Below are 18,644 nucleotides of genomic sequence, written 5' to 3'. Positions count from 1 at the left end.
TATAATATGCCCAAACCTGCTGAAACGTTTTCAAAATATTGTCGTCTTATATACAAAACCACCTAATTATTAGGGATTTAAAAAAAGATATATAAACACAAAATATTAAGATCATGAAAAATTTTATCAAAACTTTATTCGCAGCAGCTTTAACAACAGTTGTATTAAGCAGCGCCACAATAGCAGCCAATGCTTCAGAAATTAATGCAGGTTACACTGCTTTAACTCAGGTAAAAAACATTACTAAAATTGCAGTAAGCGGTAATGTAAAATTAATCCTGGTTCAGGACAACAAAGAAGGTGTAGAAATTTACGGCCAGTATTATTCTAACAATGCCTTAGTACAGCAACAAGGCACTGAGCTTCGCATCAGTTCATTTACTAAAGATGCTTTAACCATTATTGCTCATGTAAATAACCTTTCCTCTATCGAAGCTTCGAATACTTCGAAAGTAATTACCTCAGGATCATTTAATTTGTTAAACCTTAAAATTGCACTAAAAGATCAAGCGACCGCAGATATTAATGCAAATACCATAAACCTGACTACAACTGTACAAGATGCGGCAAGCTTAAAGTTAGAGGGCTTTACTGAAAACCACGAGGCTGCAATGGGTAGCGAAGCTAAAATGAAAATGGATGATTTTTATGCTCAGAATATAAACATTAGTGTAGTAACCAAACCAGTTTTAGCAAGCGATAACCGTTATGCTGATTTGCAACCAGACTTATTAGAAAAACTTTTCTAGTAATCCATCATAAATTATATTCTATTGTCAAATGTTTGCATGTACCGTTTATATTAGGTTTAACTTATCTTTTAGCTTCATATAAATATTTAACTAATTTTTCCTATGTTTTTCAGACTAAAATTTAAGTGTCTGAAAAATGTAGGAAACTTCTTTTTTACGGTTTTGTCTTATAAAGTCATTTGGCTTCTTTTAGACGAAAATAAAATAGTTGCTGACAAGGGTTTTACTTCTCATATTTATTTATAATTTTTAGGCAGACCTAAATTTGTAATCAATTAAAAAAGTTTCAATAAAGAAATCAGGATTAAAAAATGGTATGCTGGATCGTTGGAGTTCACCGGGAAGGAACGTCGTTTATTTACTTGGCGGCCCACTTTGCATCGAAACAAAGGGATCATTTTTGATGATATATATACTGATAGGATTGAATACAAATTTAAATCACATCACTCGTCTATATGTCAAGCACTATAGACGTAAGCGAAACAGGTTGTCTTGTAATTAAAAAATTACAAATGAATTTCATGTAATAAGTATATTTTTATTAATATATTTAAATCATCTCCCTAGAGTACCCAAATAATTTATCTAAATAACATTTCTTATGAAAAAAAAACAGAAAGTCATCAGGCTTTTAAAAGTATTGCCTATACTGGGGCTAGGGTTTGTAATGTATCTAAACATTTCAGCAACAACAATTAAAAAGGGCAATGCTTTAAGCTTAGCTGCTGTTCGGTCTGCTTTATCTGACACAAATTGCGAGCAAGAATGCTTCAGCGACATGGATTATGATCAAAATAGAACATGGGATAGAGCTAGAGATAATATGTGGGGCTGTGTAGACGGTAGTTTTTATGATGCGTTAGCAGGATATATATTGCCTGATTCAGGAAACCCTGCATTAGATTTTATGAATGCGGTTGATACCATTGCTGAGACATTTCCTACAATATGGGACGCGTATGGATGTTTAGACTTTATGGAGACGCAAATGAACTTAGAGTTGGATCAGGTATATGACAATTATACTGATTGTGTTTTATTTGGATGTAATTAAAAACTGTTTTTTATGAAAAATTATCTGTTTATATATATACTTATAATAGTCGGTTTTTGCGTTAGCTGTCAAAAATCAAATGAATCAGTATCCTATGATTCCCTTAAATTAAAAAATTATAATACCCTTAGTGCTAAGGATCAGAAAATTTTCTCTGAGGAACTAGTCATAAGATTAAAAAAAGACAGTGACTTTATAGCCTTCAATAAGAGTTTAGATGCCATTATGTTGGCCTATGCGGCTAAAGAAAAGACAATTGGTGAGAGGCAATCTATTGGCCAGCGGGTCACTTATAAAGATAGGTATGAATATTTCAAAAGCATCGGTATTGGTAACCCAGGCGAATTAATCAAAAATCAAACTATTTTATTGATAAGCCAAAGTCGCCTCGGTAAAAAATTTCCGGAACTTCGAACTATGGATAAATCCACAAGGCAGCATATCATGAGTGAAGCTAAAGGTGGAATGTCTAAAGAGATGAAAATTAAATTACACAACAGATTAAACAGAAAGATGGAACTGTTAAAATTAAAGGAAAGTAATAACTAGTTGGATTTGAGAGCAGTAGTAGTGAAATAAAGAAAACGTACAATTTGTTTTAGAATTCCCACCTTATGCGTATTCCTTCATTCACTGTAGTTAATTGTCTTAAAAAAGCTTTATTCTGTACTAATGTTTTCATACTCACAACATTCTTTTGGGTCTTCATCTATCGTTATGTTAATCCACCCATGCCGCATTCTAGGGTTGCGGCTGAAAATGTACAGTCTAAATTTAGATGGGTTGACTATAATGATATATCTATAAATCTAAAAAGAGCAGTTGTTGTAGCTGAAGACAAATCATTTTTATATCACCATGGCTTTGATTTTAACGCAATTAAATTAGCCTATAAAATCAACCTTAGTGACAGCAAAACACAGATCGGGGCGAGCACGATAACACAACAGACTGCAAAAAATGTTTTTCTATGGAATGGTAGGACGTGGATCAGGAAAGTATTTGAAGCATATTTTACATTTCTTATTGAATTGTGCTGGGATAAAAAAAGAATACTTGAAGTGTATTTAAACGTAGTGGAATATGGTGATCACATTTATGGAATCGATGCGGCATCTAAGTTATTTTTTAATATTAATCCAATCCAACTTAATGAAAATCAAGCAGCCTTAATCGCAGTCATTTTGCCCAATCCGAAGGAATGGTCACCCATACACCCAAACGAATATGTGACTAGGAAGAGCAAAAATATACAAGGGCGTACTCATAGATTTTCCGCGCTGTTGGAGGGACTTTAATTTTGAAAAATGTAAATTCTATTTATGATAATAATGATGAAAAAATATCAATCAGATATGCTGGTAATGATGATAATATCTGGTATTATCTTGATATTTGTATGCATTAGTTTATGGGCAGTTTTTGATATATCAAAGAATAAAACTTTGAGTAGGGAAAAAAAAGCAAGCTTAACTACTATGGTAACCTGGTGGCCAATTTATGGGGTGTTGTATTATCTCATAAAGATCCGTCCAACTCTAAAAAAGAATTGATTTGAGTAGGTTATTATCAAGCATTTTTACAATAGATAAAAATAGATCATTCATGAAATGTTTTATTTCTACTATAAGTTTTGCAGTAGTTATAATGCTTTATGGGATCTTGCCATCTGTTAACTCCAGCGAAATGTATAATGGAACTCAATCCTCAAAATTCATTCTATTCTCTGGAATTGTCTCTATCATCCCATTATTGCTATTTTTTAAAACATCTCCAGATGGTAAAAAAACAAGGCATTTTAAAATGCTTGATCTGTTTGCGGCCTTATTAATCCTTTATATTTCGATCAACTATTTTGTTCGTAAAGGAAGCAATTGGCAGGAGTGCTACGAGCTTTTACTTCTGACCTTATTATATATTTTCCTTAGAAGAATCCCTAAAGAAGATCAACGCCACTTCATTCTAATATTAATTGTAGGTGGAGCTGTCCAAGCCGTTTACGCAAATTGTCAGCTCTATGGCTTGGCGTCCTCAAACCATTCAATATTTAAAGTCACAGGTAGTTTCTTCAATCCGGGTCCATTAGCAGGGTATCTTACTGCAGTATTTCCTTTCGCATTAGAATATGTACTATTCAGTCGAAAAGCTTTTTCAGAAGGACAAGACAAGGATAATAAACGATTATTTCTCAAAACAATCCGTCGATATATTTTACCAATTTGCCTTTTGGTAATTGTTTTGGCATTGCCGATTACCAAATCAAGGGCGGGATTCATGGGGGCAGGTGTTGCAATAATATTCCTTTCAATAACCATAACCAATTTAAAAATAACTGGTTGGTTGGCTCAACAAAGTACTTTGCTAAAGGTTGCTATGTTTTTTTTTACAATTGGAGGTCTTTATTTGCTGTATGTAATAAAAGCAGATTCAGCCGACGGGCGTATATTTATTTGGAAAAACACAATCACATTAATAGGTGAAAATTTCGTATTTGGTGGAGGACATGGAAGTTTCTCATCAAGATATATGAATGCTCAGGGTGAATTTTTTCGTGAAAATCCGGAAAGTGTGTTTACTATTAACGCATCGACGGTAACCTATGCTTTTAACGAACTTTTAGAGTTTTGGTCCGAAAACGGTATTGTTGGTATAATCATTCTTACGCTGCTGCTAATACAAACATTTTCGGTATGCAATACCCCGATAGTCATAGCTTGTAAGGCAAGTTTGATCGCGATACTTACCTTTTCTCTATTTTCATATCCATTTTCTATACTACCAATCAAATTGATTATGATCATTTGCATAGCATTTATTGCCAGCAATTCCCATTCAGGACTAAAATTACCTGAGTACAATAATTTTAACTGGCTAAAAGCAGGAATCTTGAGTGTGGTAGTACTAGCTGTAGCACTTAACTTACTTTATGTGGTGAAATTGAGAAAATCATTTATCAATCTAACTAAGGCCAATAGAGTTTATCAAACTCAGAATTATCAACTTGCAGCTTTGTATTACCATGAGGAGTACTATTTGCAAAATCAAAACGCGGTATACTTACTCCAATATGGAAAGACACTATACATGCAAGGAAAAGTTGTAGAGGCTATAAAGATCTTGAAGAGGGCGATGGCTAAAGAAAACTCTGTCTTAGTCCAACTCACTCTTGGAGAATGCTATCAAAGAATTAAGGCATATAACTCCTCAGAAGAATCTTATTTTGCGGCCCATAATATGGTTCCAAACTTACTTTATCCGCAGTATCTCTTAACCAAGTTATATTATGAACAAGGCCGTAAAAAAGAAGCTAACAATCTTGCTAAAAAGCTAATTAATAGAAAAGAGAAAATTGACTCTCCTGCGAGCAAAGAAATTAAGAAAGAACTTATGGAATTAATTTATTAGAAAGCTAATTGAAAGGATTACTTTAGCTTGGTCAATATATGTGGTATAAAAGATTATTGTCTGCAAAAGAATAAAATGAATACGAAGTGATAATCAGGTGATCCGTAATTTCGATGTTAATCAACTTGCCACTTTTGACGATACTACTGTTAATTTGTTGATCTGCCTCGCTTAGAATAGGTTAGTTGATGGATAGTTATGGGAAAGAATTATGGATTGTGCAATGATTTTTAATGCAGCCATAAAAACTAGAAAAACAGGCTTCCTTACATTAAAATCAAACAATTTTTACACTATTCTATGTAACTTACTGATAATGAAAGGCTAGAATGCTTTTTAGTTTCAGAATGACTTTAACAAAAATGGGCAGTGATTATACTGCCCATTAAAATTATTTACTCAAATACATTGATTTGTCTTTGTAAAGCTTGCGGAAATAAGGGTCTTCCAAATCTTTAATAAAGCGGATGGCCTCACCGGTAGATTTCATTTCAGGACCTAGTTCTTTAGCTACTTCCGGGAATTTCTCGTAAGAGAAAACCGGTTCTTTAATTGCATAGCCTTTAAGCTTGCGTTCGATGGTAAAATCTTTCAATTTAGCTACACCCAACATAATTTTTGCAGCGATATTGATATATGGTACATCATAAGCCTTCGCAATGAAAGGCACTGTACGTGATGCTCTTGGATTGGCCTCGATTACATAAACTTTCTCATCTTTAATCGCAAACTGAATATTTAGCAATCCGCTGATATTTAAAGCTTTAGCTAATTTAACAGAGTATTCTTCCATTGATTTAGTAACCTTTTCTGTTAAACTAAAGGTTGGTAATACTGCGAATGAATCTCCGGAGTGGATACCTGCAGGCTCAATGTGCTCCATCATACCTATAATGTGTACATCTTCACCATCACAAATCGAATCCGATTCTGCTTCTTCAGCCCGGTCTAAAAAGTGATCGATTAGCACCCTGTTGCCCGGTAAATCGCCCAATAATTTTACAACCGCTTTTTCTAAATCTTCATCGTTAATTACAATACTCATGCCTTGTCCACCCAAAACATAACTCGGACGAACCAATACCGGATAACCTACCTCGTTTGCAACAATAATAGCTTCTTCGGCATTTTCAGCCACACCATATTTAGGGTAAGGAATATTCAGCTCTTTCAACAAATCTGAAAAACGACCACGATCTTCGGCGATATCCATATTCTCGAAAGAAGTACCAATAATTTTAACACCAAGTTTCGTTAGTTTATCTGCCATTTTTAAGGCCGTTTGTCCACCCAGCTGAACAATAACCCCTATGGGTTTTTCAAGCTCGATAATTTCACGAACATGTTCCCAGAAAACCGGTTCAAAGTATAACTTATCCGCCATGTTAAAATCTGTAGAAACCGTTTCAGGATTACAGTTAACCATAATGGCTTCAAAACCACTTTCTTTAGCTGCAAGTAAACCGTGTACACACGAATAATCAAACTCAATACCCTGTCCGATACGATTAGGGCCCGATCCTAAAACAATTACTTTCTTTCTGTCAGAAGGAATGGATTCATTTTCTTCTTCAAAAGTAGAGTAGTAGTAAGGGGTTTGTGCCGGGAATTCCGCAGCACAGGTATCAACCATTTTATAAACGCGGTTAATGCCTAAAGCTTTTCTTCTGTCGTAAACCTCATCTTCAGTTACGTTACCCAACAACCAGGCGATTTGCTCATCAGAGAAACCTTTTTGTTTAAGGGTAAAGAAGAAATCCTGAGGAATATTATTTAGCGAATATCTTTTTAATTCAACTTCAAGAGCAACCAATTCCTGAATTTGGTTTAAGAACCATTTATCAATTCTGGTTACTTTACGGATAGATTCCAAAGGAACACCCATGGTCATCGCATCTTTAATTAAGAATAAACGGTTCCATGAAGCATGCTCCAAACCATCCATAATTTCGTTAATGTTGCGGTTTTGTTTGCCATCTGCACCTAATCCGGCACGGTTGATTTCTAAACTCTGACATGCTTTTTGAAGGGCTTCAATAAAAGTACGGCCGATGGCCATTACTTCACCAACAGATTTCATCTGTAAGCCAAGTTCTTTATTTGCACCTTTAAATTTATCGAAATTCCAGCGTGGAACCTTAACAATAACGTAATCTAAAGTAGGTTCAAAATATGCTGAAGTTGTTTTTGTAATTTGATTTTCAATCTCATCAAGGTTGTAACCGATAGCCAGTTTTGCTGCAATTTTAGCAATTGGATATCCGGTTGCTTTACTCGCCAGTGCAGATGAACGTGATACACGTGGGTTAATTTCGATTGCGATAATTTCATCATCGGCAGGATTAACCGAGAACTGAACATTACAACCACCTGCAAAGTTACCGATGGCTCTCATCATTTTTATCGCCTGGTTACGCATTTCCTGATAACAACGATCAGATAAAGTCATTGCCGGTGCAACTGTAATCGAATCTCCGGTATGGATACCCATTGGATCGAAATTTTCGATAGAACAGATGATAATTACGTTATCATTGCTATCCCTTAAAAGTTCAAGCTCATATTCTTTCCATCCTAAAACGGCTTGCTCTACCAAAACCTCGTGGGTTGGCGAAGCTTCTAAACCACGTTTTAGTGCAGCATCAAATTCTTCTTTTTTATGTACGAAACCACCACCAGATCCTCCAAGGGTATATGAAGGGCGAATAACTAATGGATAGCCAATTTCTTGTGCAGCTTCTTTACCTTCTAAAAATGAGTTTGCAATTTTTGAGTTCGCAACTCCCACACCAATATCAACCATTAACTGGCGGAAAGCCTCACGGTTTTCAGTTTTCTCGATTGCGGCAACATCCACACCGATAACCCTTACACCGTATTTTTCCCAAACACCACGCTCTTCCGCTTCTTTACACAAGTTTAATGCGGTTTGACCACCCATTGTAGGCAATACGGCATCAATTTTAGGTAAATCGGCAGAAGCGATGTGCTCCTGTAAAATTTCTTCAATAGAATCAACCGTTAAAGGACGCAGATAAACATGGTCACCAATAACTTTATCCGTCATAATGGTAGCCGGATTAGAGTTGATAATTGAAACGGCAATTCCTTCTTCTTTCAAAGATAAGGCCGATTGAGAACCCGAGTAATCAAATTCGCAGGCTTGTCCAATAATAATTGGTCCTGATCCGATAATTAATACTGAGCGAATGGAAGTGTCTTTAGGCATTGGTAAAGCTTAATACTATAATTAAAATTCTAAAGTGTTGGCCCTTGTTAGAACCACTGAAGCAACGAGATTTGTGCTTTGATAAGAAGAAAAATCCCAACTGTTCTGTCGGGATGCAAAGATAGGCTTTTAACGTGGTTTAGACTAATTTTTTAGAATAAATTTTCATGAAAAATAGATCTGAGATTAATAATGGAAAAACAGCTGTTAATAAGTGTTTTATAATCGTATTTGTATTTTTTTAAAGGTATTTAAAACAGGCAAAAGTAAACATTAAAGAAAGTTAAGTGGCTTTGCTTTTTATTATCAGCCAGGTAGGGAAAGTATTTTCAGCCATGTATTCCAAAATTAATATAATTAATAACACAAAAATTCAGGTTTAAAAGAGACAAATTAAGCGGCCGTAGTAATTAAGTAAACAAAATAATTAAATTAGCAACTGAATAAAACAGTACAAGGGTAATTTGTATCAGGTGAGTAAGTTAAACCAGAACAACGAATAAAAACAAGCCTAAAATATGCTGATAAATAAAAGATCCGATCCAAAAATCCTTTCAAATGAAACTGAGATGTTTTCAGAAGGAATTGCCTATATTAATTCTTCTCAATGGTTGCTGGCATATCAGTCTTTTAAACATCTGACAGATAATTCAAAAAGCATTTCTGTTGAAGTGCTGTATAATATGGCTCTTTGTCATTTCTTTGCTAAGGAATACCAGAAAACGATTTACGTTTTAAACGAGGCTTTAACCTTTTTATCTGTACCATCCATCCGTTCAAATCTTAATCATCAAATTCCGGATATTTTACTGGAAGATGAATATCAGGGAAAACACTACCTGAAAGCTTTGACCTCTTCGGCGGTTGATCTTAATCATCCGATTACAAAATTACGAATAAGAAGACTTTTAGTTGATACACATTATCATCTTGAAAACTGGAAAGAAATCATCAGGCTATCGGCCTTACCGGATATGGAAAAATGCGAAAATGTCAGATTGGCATTCGCTAAAGCAAAAGAAAATATATAAACGATAAGAACCTGTAAAATAGATATGAATTTAACCGAAATAAGATATGCTTATCTCGAAGGAAAAGAGCTTTCGGAAATTAATGAAATGTATAAATCCCGTCTTTCGGATTTAAGTGATGAACTACAATTTGAGGTTTGGAAGCAGGTATGCATTTTTGCTAATGTAGAAATGATAACATATTTGCTTTCCCAGGGCTGGAGAGCTGCAGGAGTTGAGGACAAATATGGAAATACCCTGCTTCATATCATGGCTGAAGCTGAACAGCTGGGTAATTACTTTATTTTAGAAAATCGTATTTACGAAACAACCAAATTACTTTTAGAAGCAAAGGTAAGCCCGCTCAGAAAGAATAACGATGGAGAAACGGCTATCATGATCGGCGTAAAAAATGGTTATTTCGAAATGCTTCAGGCATATGAAGAACTTGGAGCAAAAAGCAATTTTACAGATCGGAACGGAAATACCTTATTGCATATTTTGGCGCAATATTCATATAATTCTATGTTTGCTTTTGAAACAGCCCGGGAGCAATTAGAGTACAATTATCAGAGTGCGGATTTTAACGAAAACAGCCAAAGGGATGTTCAAAAAAGATCAGAGCTGGAATGGCATTTTAATGTAAAACAAGCCAGGGTAAATCACTTTATTACTTTTGCGCTTCTGTTGTTGGAATTTGGAGCCGATCCGCATCAGAAAAATAATGAAGGAGAAACGGCCATTGATGTATCTGTTCGTTATAAATCTAAACCAATCGGGGCAATTTTGAACGGAGTTGATTTATCAAACCAGGAAACAGCGCCTTTATATTTTAAGGCTGGAGGAATGAATGTTTTTCAAGCCTGCATCTATAAAGATACAGAAGCTTTGAATGCTTTGATTCAGCTTGGAGAAAATCTTAATGAAGAATATGACAAAGAAGGGGATCGCTACCAGGGAATGACACCCCTATCTATCGCAATGGTTTTACATCATTTTGATTGTATAGATTTATTACTGAAAAATGGGGCAGACCCCTACCGCCTGGATAGTAAATCATGGCATCCGTTTCGGTATTTGTATATTCCTGAGTCAAATATCAATACAAATTCAGATCAATTTAACGACAAAACTTTCCCAAGAATTTTAAAGTCCTATATCGAAACTGGTTTTGATATCAATTCACTTTTAGACGATGATGAAAACACGCTTTTAACAATATCTGCTAAATATGCTGATGGTTTAACCCTTTACAATAGTAATTCGGTTGCAAAAGTTTTGATTGAAGAAGCCGTTTATTCAAATGCAGATGTAAACAAGACAAACCGGGAAGGCATTTCGGCCTTGATGTATCTGTGTTTGGGAGATTCTCAAAGAGCAGAGAAAAATCTTGTAACAGTTTTGGAGCAGGGTGCTTCAACCGAATTGAAGGACAAAAACGGAAAAACAGCACTTATATATGCAGTAAACAATCCAGATAAATCTGTAGCCAAAACTTATTGTGAACTGTTGGCCGAATTTGGAAATCTATTGATTGATTCAAAAGACAATTCCGGAAAATCGGCCCTGGATTATGCAGTTGAAAATAACAATGAGAATTTGGTGGCCTGGCTGCTGGAAAGAGAATAATTATCAAAAATATTGCTGGCCCCTAAAACCAAAAATAATATCAATTTTAAAAAGACTAAAATACAATGGAAAATATTTTTTTAAATGCTTGTAAAAATAATCAGAAGGGAATTGTACAGACCTTTCTGAAAAAAGGAGGTATAAACCTGGATAAAAGAGATGGCCAAGGAAACACAGCTTTGTTTTATGCTTCACAAAAAGGCGCAAGAGATATTGTGAAACTTCTTGTAGAAGAGGGGGCAGATGTAAATCTGGCCAACAATAACAGTACCACACCTTTGCATATTATTTCTCAAAGTGGGAACAAGGAAATTGTAACTATTTTACTCGCTAATGGAGCAGATATTAATGTAACAGACAAGGAAGGAAAAACCCCGCTTATTTATTCTTTAGCAGACGGAAGAACAGAATTTACCAAGTTTCTTTTATCAAAAGGGGCTGACAAAAACATTAAGGACAACAACGGATATTGTGCTTTGGATTATGCAACAAGCAGAGGATTGCGGGATACGATTGTTTTGCTGGCCGGAGAAACAGAAGAAAAAAACAATTCAGGAAACACTCCACTTCACCAGGCTGTTTGGAACGAACAGGCAGAAGTTGTGAACGAATTACTAAAGTTAAGTTCGACCAATATTAATGCGCTGAACGATGAGGGAGAAACGCCTCTTGTTTTGGCTTGTATCCGAAACAACCTGAGGGTAGCTGAAATACTGATCAATTCAGGAGCGGATTTATTGCTTCGCAGGCTGGACGGAAATACGGTTTTGCATTACGTAAGCGGAAGAGGTAACAAAGAAATAGCAAAACTTCTTGTTGAAAAAGGTATGGAAATCAACATTAAAAATAATGAGGGAGAAACCCCGCTTATTCTTGCAGCCATTTGTGGGTTTAATGATTTGACTGCTTTACTAATTGAAAAAGGAGCTAACGTAAACGAGAAAGATAATGATGAACATTCTGCTTTACATTATGCTTCTGAAAAAGGTTATAACGAAATCGTAGAACAATTAATTATGGCCGGAGCTGATTCGTAAAAATTGACCTGAATTACTTGCCAATTATTACAAAAACCGATCAGTACAAAATGATTTTGAAAAATTAGACGGCACTGGAATCAAACAATTATTTAAACATTCTTTTTTTCTGATGATAAAAAGAATGTTTAAATAACATCCCTTAAAGTTATAATTTCCTGTTCTTTATTATTTCACCTTATGGATAAGGTGCCAGCCTCGAAACCGGATAGTATTCTCTACTTCTTCTGACATTCAGAAAAAAATTTTCAGGGCTTTCTGAATATAAAATGTCCACCTCTGCAGAATAACCAATATGGGTTTTAGACAGGTATTTTGTAATTCCCCTGAAAAACATTTCTCTGTCATGATCTGAATCACAGTTAATTGTAACCTGCAAATGATCAGAGGTTAAAAGCTGAAACTGTTTCTCCCTGTATAAAGTAACCACAAAATAAACAGTGTGTTTAACCACAATAGGTTTTATCCAAACAATATCGGTACTGTTATACCTGATTAAATCCAGCCAGTATTCACCTCCCTTACGTGCACCTTTGAGTTTTTTCAGCCGGAAAGTAAAGAAACCGAAACAAATTAAGCCGATTAATATTACCGGAACCAGTTGTAATAAAAAACCAAAAACAATAATAATAAGCGGAACAATAATGACAATGAAACTAATTGTTAAAGCACCAAAGTTAGCAGATGATAGTTTTCTGTGCATAAATCCCTCAAATTCATCATCCAGTTCATTAACAGCTGAAGGTTTGGACTCAATGGGTTCTGAACTAAAGTTAGGCTTATCTGTTTCAGGAACATCTTTGGATAAACCCCGTTTGGCAAGCTCCTCTCTTATAACGGTTCGTGCTTCTGCGGTTAAATCCTTAGCGTTTTTTTCAGCAAAGGTTAATAACTCCTGGTCGCCAAACTTTGCATAATGTTCTTTTATATCTTCTAAATAACTCATCCCTATTGGTTGTATTGCTTAAATATTTAAAGGGGATGAAAAATTAAAGATAGTAAAAATTAAAAAATCCAGTTGTTATTAAGAAGTTATAACAGCTATAAACAGGCTATTGCTGCAATTTAATTTCCCCTAAATCGGTTGTAGAACTGTCCTTAACTGCAACATTATCAATCACAGTATCTTTATAAGGTGTGCCAGCCTTAATCCAAACCGTATAAACACCTTGTTTAAGGTTACTAAATGTAAATGCTCCATCGTTAACCTGAGCTTTTAAGGTATCTGTACCCGTTGAAATTAAAGAAACTGAAACAACTGCACTGGCCGGGCTTACTCTGCCGGTTATACCGCCAAGCTTAATACTGGTAAAGGCAATGAAACATAATGAGGATAAAATTAAAGCGAATAAAAAAATACTTAGCTTTTTCATTTGATTATAATTTATTTTAATAGGGCTTTATTAAAAATCAATCCTTTTTAATCAGGATTAGTATTAATAACATTTCAATTTAATTAATTGTTTTATTGTACGTACTTAAAGCAAAGTCGCAATGTACTATAATTGGTGTGCTCTTTTTTATACAACGCCGCAAATTCATAAAAACATTTGGCTTTTTTATGTTAATTTTTTTAACATAATTCCCGGCTCCGTAACATTTTTATGGCAGCCAGAGGCCAGAAGTCATGTTTAAGTCACGAAAACATATTAAATAAGATATTGGCAATAATGTTGTAATAACCACAACATATTTGCGTTTTGTAAATACTTTAGTTAGATCTAAAGCTTCCTCGTGGCTTAGTTACCCACAGAGGATTTTCTTCATAAATAGTTTGTTTGGTTTATTATCCGGTTTGGGGAGCCCTCCCCAACCGGATTTTTTCTTTTAAAGCCATTTTCTTTTACATTTGAATCTATGACTTTGCTGGTAATACCATTTTTTCAGTTTCTTTTTGAACAATTTAAGCACACTTCTATACTGGAATGGGTTGCAGTTATAACCGGATTTATCTGCATTTATCTGGCCGCTAAAGAAAGCATCTGGAATTGGCCAATATCAATTATCAGTGTTGTTGCTTACGGTTTATTATTTTACAGAGAAGCTATGTATGGCGATATGAGCCTGCAGGTTTATTTTCTATTCACTGCTTTTTATGGATGGTATTTCTGGATCAGTAAAAAAATTGAAAAACCTAAACTAATTACGAATCTTAGTACAAAAGGCTGGCTTTTAGTTATTATTATAATTCCGGGGCTTAGCCTTTTACTCGGCTGGTTTATGGATAACTATACCAATAGTACGGTACCTTATGCAGATGGCTTTTGCACCTCCGTAAGTTTTATAGCCCAGTTATTATTGACCAGAAAAATTTTGCAAAACTGGCTTTTATGGGTGTTCGCTAATATTTGCTACGTACCTTTGTTTATTTACAAACACCTAAATTTAAGTGCCGTTTTATATTTTGTATTAATCCTGATCGCTTTTAAAGGTTATCTGGATTGGAGAAAAACTTACCGTGAACAAAGCAATTAAAAAAATCGCCATTGTAGGCCCTGAAAGTACGGGCAAGTCAACCATGTCTCAGTTTTTAGCTAAACACTATAAGGTAGCATGGGTGCCTGAATATGCACGTTATTATTGCGAAACTTTGGTCGGCCCTTACACGTTACAGGACGAGGTAAATATGTATTACGGACAGGTTGCGCTGGAAGATGCCGTTTTAGTAACCAACGCTAAAGATTTTATTATTTGCGACACCACTTTTATTACAGTTAAAATTTGGAGTGATGAGGTATTGGGCGAAACGCCTCAAATTGTTTTGGATGCTTTGCCTGAACGGCCTTATGATTTATATCTTTTAATGGATATCGATTTACCCTGGCAGGACGATCCTTTGCGGGATTTCCCAAATCAACGGGAATATTTTATGGAAGTTTGGCATAAGGAACTTAACGCTCTTAATGCAAACTATAAAGTAATTGGCGGAGCAGGGGAAGAAAGGTTCGAAAATGCAATACATGCTGTTGATACTTTCTTAAATCAATCAGCCGCAAAATAATTAAGCGTAGATTTTAAATATTTTTCTACATTTGCCAAATCAAAAGGGGTGCCTTGTTTTTTTATAAAACACAAAAACAGGCTGAGAACATACCCATTTTATGGTGAAAGGTAAAAGGCGAAGGTAAAAGGTTATGCGACACGCAAAGCCATAAACCTTAACCCTCATACTCTAAACCTTAAATGCACCTGATCCGGGTAATGCCGGCGTAGGGATTGGAGTTATGGAGTTTAACTAAAGTCGGGAGTACCCCTACTTACGACGGGTTTTACTAAAAAGCAAAAAATTGAAAAAGTTAAGTTTACTGGCAGTTCTTGCCATGCTGTTGCCCTATTTTGCAATGGCTCAAATTACCATTAGCGGAAAAATAACCGATAATAATCAGAAACCGCTTTCGGGAGCAACCATTAAATTAAAGAATAAAAAAACTGCGGTATTAAGCGATGCCAGTGGTAATTATACCCTTGGCAATTTATCTGCGGGTAAAGTTGTAATTGTAGCCAGTTATGTAGGTTATCAAACAGAAGAAAAAACAATTGAATTTTCGGGTAACAACACTGTAAATTTTAGCCTGAATATTTCAACATTTCTTACAGAAGAAGTTATTGTTCGTGCAACCAGAGCTACAGAAAAATCTGCAACAACCTATAAAAACCTGAATAAAGAAGAAATTCAGCAAAATAACTTTGGCCAGGATTTACCTTTTATCTTACAAAACACACCTGGTGTTGTGGTTAACTCTGATGCCGGTGCGGGCGTTGGCTATACAGGCATCAGCATCCGTGGAACGGACAACAGCCGTATAAATGTAACGGTTAATGGAATTCCAATTAACGACAGCGAAAGTCAGGGTACTTTTTATGTAAACATGCCCGATTTTGCTTCCTCTGTTGATAACATTCAAATTCAGCGTGGTGTAGGTACTTCAACTAACGGAGCAGGTGCTTTTGGCGGAAGCTTAAATATCCAGACAGCCTCAGGAGAAGCGGAGCCTTATGCCGAATCTAACAACACCTTCGGAAGCTTTAACACCTGGAAAAATACGGTTAAAGTTGGAACGGGATTAATTAATAATAAATTTAGTTTCGACGGCCGCTTATCCAGAATCAGTTCCGATGGTTATGTTGATAGGGGCTCTTCTCTGTTAAAATCTTTTTATCTGTCCGGTGCTTACAAAGGCGAAAAAGATTTATTGCGTGTAAATGTATTCGCCGGCAACGAAAAAACGTATCAATCGTGGAACGGCATTCCTGAATCGAGATTGAATAACGATGTTGCAGGTATGAATGCCTATATTGCCCGGAACGAGCTTAATGCGGCCGATGCAGCGAACCTGCTTAATTCTGGCAGAACTTATAATGCCTTTACCTATAACGATCAGACGGATAATTATGCCCAAAATCATTATCAGTTGCTTTATGCCCGCCAAATTTCCAGCACTTTATCTTTTAACGGGGCCCTGCATTACACGCAGGGAAAAGGTTATTACGAAGAGTATAAAACAGGCCAAAAATTTTCGGCTTATGGCTTAAACAATGTTGTTGCTGGTACAACCACCATTTCGAAAACAGACTTAATCCGTCGCCGCTGGTTGGATAATGATTTTTATGGCGTTACTTATGCCTTAAATTATGTACCAGAGAAAAATCTTAACTTTACGTTAGGTGGCGCTTATAATGAATATAAAGGAGCCCATTTCGGTCAGGTTATCTGGTCGCAGTATGCATCAAATGGCAGCAATGATCGCCATTATTACGACAACGATGGTTTTAAAACCGATTTTAATATTTATGCAAAAGCAAATTACAGCCCTGTTGAGCAATTAAGCATTTTTGCAGATTTACAATACCGCCGTATTTATTACACTATTGACGGAACAGAGAACAAACTAAATACGCTATCTATAAAAGATCAGTTAAATTTCTTTAATCCAAAAATAGGCGCCACTTATTTTATTAATCCTCAGAGCAATTTATATGCTTCATTCAGTGTGGCCAACAAAGAGCCTAACAGAAACGATTATACGGATGCAATCGCCGGCGCCTTCCCTAAACCTGAAACATTAAACGATGTAGAATTTGGTTACCGCTTTAAAAATAAGTTGTTTAATGTGGGCGCAAATGCCTACGGTATGTTTTATAAAGATCAGTTGGTTTTTACCGGTAAGATTAATGATGTTGGGGGCAATTTCCGCCAAAACGTTGATAAAAGTTACCGCATGGGGATAGAAATAGATGGTTCTTACATTATTAGTCCGCAATTTATTTTAAATGCAAATGCAGCTTTCAGCAGAAATAAAATTAAAAACTATACCGAATACATTGAAGATTACGATACCGGAGTACAAAAAGTTAATACTTACAGCACCACTAACATATCTTTTTCTCCTAACCAGGTTATTTTTGGGGAGTTGGTTTATAAACCTGTCACCGGTTTTGCAATTGCCCTTCAAAGTAAATATGTAGGCAAACAATATTTAGATAATACTCAAAATGAGGAGCGCAGACTAAAAGGTTACTGGGTTAATAATGCCCGTTTGGGTTACGACTTTAAGTTTAATGGCGTTAAAAATGTTAATCTCGGTTTATTGGTTAATAACCTTTTAAATAAGAAATACGAAAGCAACGGTTACACTTACGGATATATATCAGGAGGTGCGCTAACAACAGAAAACTTTTATTTCCCTCAGGCCGGAACAAACTTTTTATTAAGCTTAAACGTAAAGTTTTAAGAAAAAACAATCCGTTTTGTCGTCATCGCAGCCTATTGAGCAATCTTAACGTAGCAGTCTTTAAAACTGTAAGGTTATAAGGTTGCTTCTTGTTCTGCGATGACGATTTTGTTTATCTTGGCCATCTGATTAATTCCGCAGCATGAAATACATAGAAAAGTTTCAATACATCACACACGATATTCCTCATTTAAGTCATATTGAACAAGTTCAAAAGGCCTGCGAAGCGGGTGCAAAATGGATTCAATACCGTTGTTTAAGTAAAAATGATGATGAGCTTTTAAGTGATATTAATGTTATTGCAGAAATTTGCGACGATTGGGGCACAACTCTAATTGTAACAAACCATGTTCATTTAAATGGCAAAGCCGATATTCAGGGTTTTCATATCGAGAATATGGATGCAGACTTTCTAGCCATTAGAAAAATGGTTGGTGATGACATTACTTTGGGTGGTTCGGCCAACACAATAGAAAACCTGATCAGGCTGGCAAACGAAAGTGCAGATTATACCGGATTTGGCCCCTTTGCAACCACACAAACAAAACCAAACAATTTGCCTGTTTTAAGTTTAAATGATTATACCGATGCTATAATAAAACTTAAAGCAAACGATATTCAAATGCCCATTTTAGCCGTTGGTGGCATAACTTTAAATAATGTTGAAGTTTTAATGCAGACCGGAATTTACGGTATTGCGGCATCCGGAGCTCTAAATTTTGCTGATAATTTTGAAGAAGCTTATCAGGAATTCTATATGGCTGTTAAAGCATAAAGGAAGCTAAATCCATTC

At 35.5% G+C, this 18,644-nt stretch carries 16 protein-coding genes; 12 read left to right on the top strand and 4 right to left on the bottom strand.

Going from position 1 to position 18,644, the window contains the following annotated elements; translation table 11 throughout:
* Positions 1 to 113 precede the first annotated feature (113 nt).
* The 5 genes from O0955_RS04800 (at position 114) to O0955_RS04780 (ending at position 5,214) form a co-directional block, all read left to right on the top strand.
* Positions 114 to 749 (top strand): GIN domain-containing protein, encoded by a 636-nt coding sequence (locus O0955_RS04800; RefSeq protein WP_269426384.1) that lies wholly within the window; start codon positions 114 to 116, stop codon positions 747 to 749.
* Between the two features lie 607 nt (positions 750 to 1,356).
* On the top strand, positions 1,357 to 1,809 hold the full coding sequence (locus O0955_RS04795) for a hypothetical protein (RefSeq protein WP_269426383.1): 453 nt from the start codon (positions 1,357 to 1,359) through the stop codon (positions 1,807 to 1,809).
* A gap of 12 nt (positions 1,810 to 1,821) precedes the next feature.
* The gene (locus tag O0955_RS04790) at positions 1,822 to 2,358 is read left to right on the top strand and encodes a hypothetical protein (RefSeq protein WP_269426382.1); all 537 of its coding nucleotides are present in this window, start codon (positions 1,822 to 1,824) and stop codon (positions 2,356 to 2,358) included.
* A 65-nt stretch (positions 2,359 to 2,423) separates the two neighbouring features.
* The gene (gene mtgA, locus O0955_RS04785) at positions 2,424 to 3,107 is read left to right on the top strand and encodes a monofunctional biosynthetic peptidoglycan transglycosylase (RefSeq protein WP_269426381.1); all 684 of its coding nucleotides are present in this window, start codon (positions 2,424 to 2,426) and stop codon (positions 3,105 to 3,107) included.
* 307 nt (positions 3,108 to 3,414) lie between these two features.
* Entirely contained in the window at positions 3,415 to 5,214 is a 1,800-nt protein-coding gene (locus tag O0955_RS04780; protein WP_269426380.1) for an O-antigen ligase family protein, read from the top strand.
* A 31-nt stretch (positions 5,215 to 5,245) separates the two neighbouring features.
* On the opposite strand, the gene O0955_RS18190 is transcribed toward O0955_RS04780, so the two are convergent.
* Positions 5,246 to 5,392: a JAB domain-containing protein gene (locus tag O0955_RS18190; RefSeq protein WP_428982400.1), complete on the bottom strand. Its 147-nt coding sequence runs from the start codon at positions 5,390 to 5,392 to the stop codon at positions 5,246 to 5,248.
* Between the two features lie 213 nt (positions 5,393 to 5,605).
* Positions 5,606 to 8,443: a carbamoyl-phosphate synthase large subunit gene (carB, locus tag O0955_RS04775; RefSeq protein WP_269426379.1), complete on the bottom strand. Its 2,838-nt coding sequence runs from the start codon at positions 8,441 to 8,443 to the stop codon at positions 5,606 to 5,608.
* 518 nt (positions 8,444 to 8,961) lie between these two features.
* On the opposite strand from carB, the gene O0955_RS04770 reads away from it, so the two are divergent.
* The 3 genes from O0955_RS04770 (at position 8,962) to O0955_RS04760 (ending at position 12,119) form a co-directional block, all read left to right on the top strand.
* Complete coding sequence (locus O0955_RS04770; RefSeq protein ID WP_269426378.1) at positions 8,962 to 9,474, top strand: hypothetical protein; 513 nt, start codon at positions 8,962 to 8,964, stop codon at positions 9,472 to 9,474.
* A 24-nt stretch (positions 9,475 to 9,498) separates the two neighbouring features.
* Positions 9,499 to 11,082 carry an ankyrin repeat domain-containing protein gene (locus O0955_RS04765; protein ID WP_269426377.1) on the top strand — a complete coding sequence of 528 codons (1,584 nt, stop codon included), beginning with the start codon at positions 9,499 to 9,501 and terminating at the stop codon, positions 11,080 to 11,082.
* Between the two features lie 65 nt (positions 11,083 to 11,147).
* Positions 11,148 to 12,119, top strand: a complete 972-nt coding sequence (locus O0955_RS04760) for an ankyrin repeat domain-containing protein (RefSeq protein WP_269426376.1) — start codon at positions 11,148 to 11,150, stop codon at positions 12,117 to 12,119.
* A 178-nt stretch (positions 12,120 to 12,297) separates the two neighbouring features.
* Here the strand turns inward: O0955_RS04760 and O0955_RS04755 are convergent, their stop codons facing one another.
* Together O0955_RS04755 and O0955_RS04750 are read right to left on the bottom strand one after the other, a co-directional pair.
* Positions 12,298 to 13,065 carry a hypothetical protein gene (locus O0955_RS04755; RefSeq protein WP_269426375.1) on the bottom strand — a complete coding sequence of 256 codons (768 nt, stop codon included), beginning with the start codon at positions 13,063 to 13,065 and terminating at the stop codon, positions 12,298 to 12,300.
* 106 nt (positions 13,066 to 13,171) lie between these two features.
* Complete coding sequence (locus tag O0955_RS04750) at positions 13,172 to 13,492, bottom strand: peptidase associated/transthyretin-like domain-containing protein (protein ID WP_269426374.1); 321 nt, start codon at positions 13,490 to 13,492, stop codon at positions 13,172 to 13,174.
* Between the two features lie 484 nt (positions 13,493 to 13,976).
* Between O0955_RS04750 and pnuC the strand changes: the two genes are divergently transcribed.
* The 4 genes from pnuC to O0955_RS04730 all read left to right on the top strand — a co-directional run bounded on the left by pnuC (position 13,977) and on the right by O0955_RS04730 (position 18,626).
* Positions 13,977 to 14,594 carry a nicotinamide riboside transporter PnuC gene (gene pnuC, locus O0955_RS04745; protein ID WP_269426373.1) on the top strand — a complete coding sequence of 206 codons (618 nt, stop codon included), beginning with the start codon at positions 13,977 to 13,979 and terminating at the stop codon, positions 14,592 to 14,594.
* On the top strand, positions 14,578 to 15,120 hold the full coding sequence (locus O0955_RS04740) for an ATP-binding protein (protein ID WP_269426372.1): 543 nt from the start codon (positions 14,578 to 14,580) through the stop codon (positions 15,118 to 15,120). Before pnuC ends, O0955_RS04740 begins: the two co-directional genes overlap by 17 nt.
* Before the next feature lie 286 nt (positions 15,121 to 15,406).
* Positions 15,407 to 17,851, top strand: coding sequence for a TonB-dependent receptor (locus O0955_RS04735; protein WP_331283536.1), 2,445 nt, complete (start codon positions 15,407 to 15,409; stop codon positions 17,849 to 17,851).
* A gap of 142 nt (positions 17,852 to 17,993) precedes the next feature.
* Complete coding sequence (locus tag O0955_RS04730; RefSeq protein WP_269426371.1) at positions 17,994 to 18,626, top strand: thiamine phosphate synthase; 633 nt, start codon at positions 17,994 to 17,996, stop codon at positions 18,624 to 18,626.
* Positions 18,627 to 18,644 lie beyond the last annotated feature (18 nt).

Source organism: Pedobacter punctiformis, assembly GCF_027213715.1.
GTDB lineage: Bacteria > Bacteroidota > Bacteroidia > Sphingobacteriales > Sphingobacteriaceae > Pedobacter > Pedobacter punctiformis.
The sequence above is the reverse complement of the archived record's forward strand: the minus strand, read 5'-3'. Positions and strand labels throughout refer to the sequence as shown.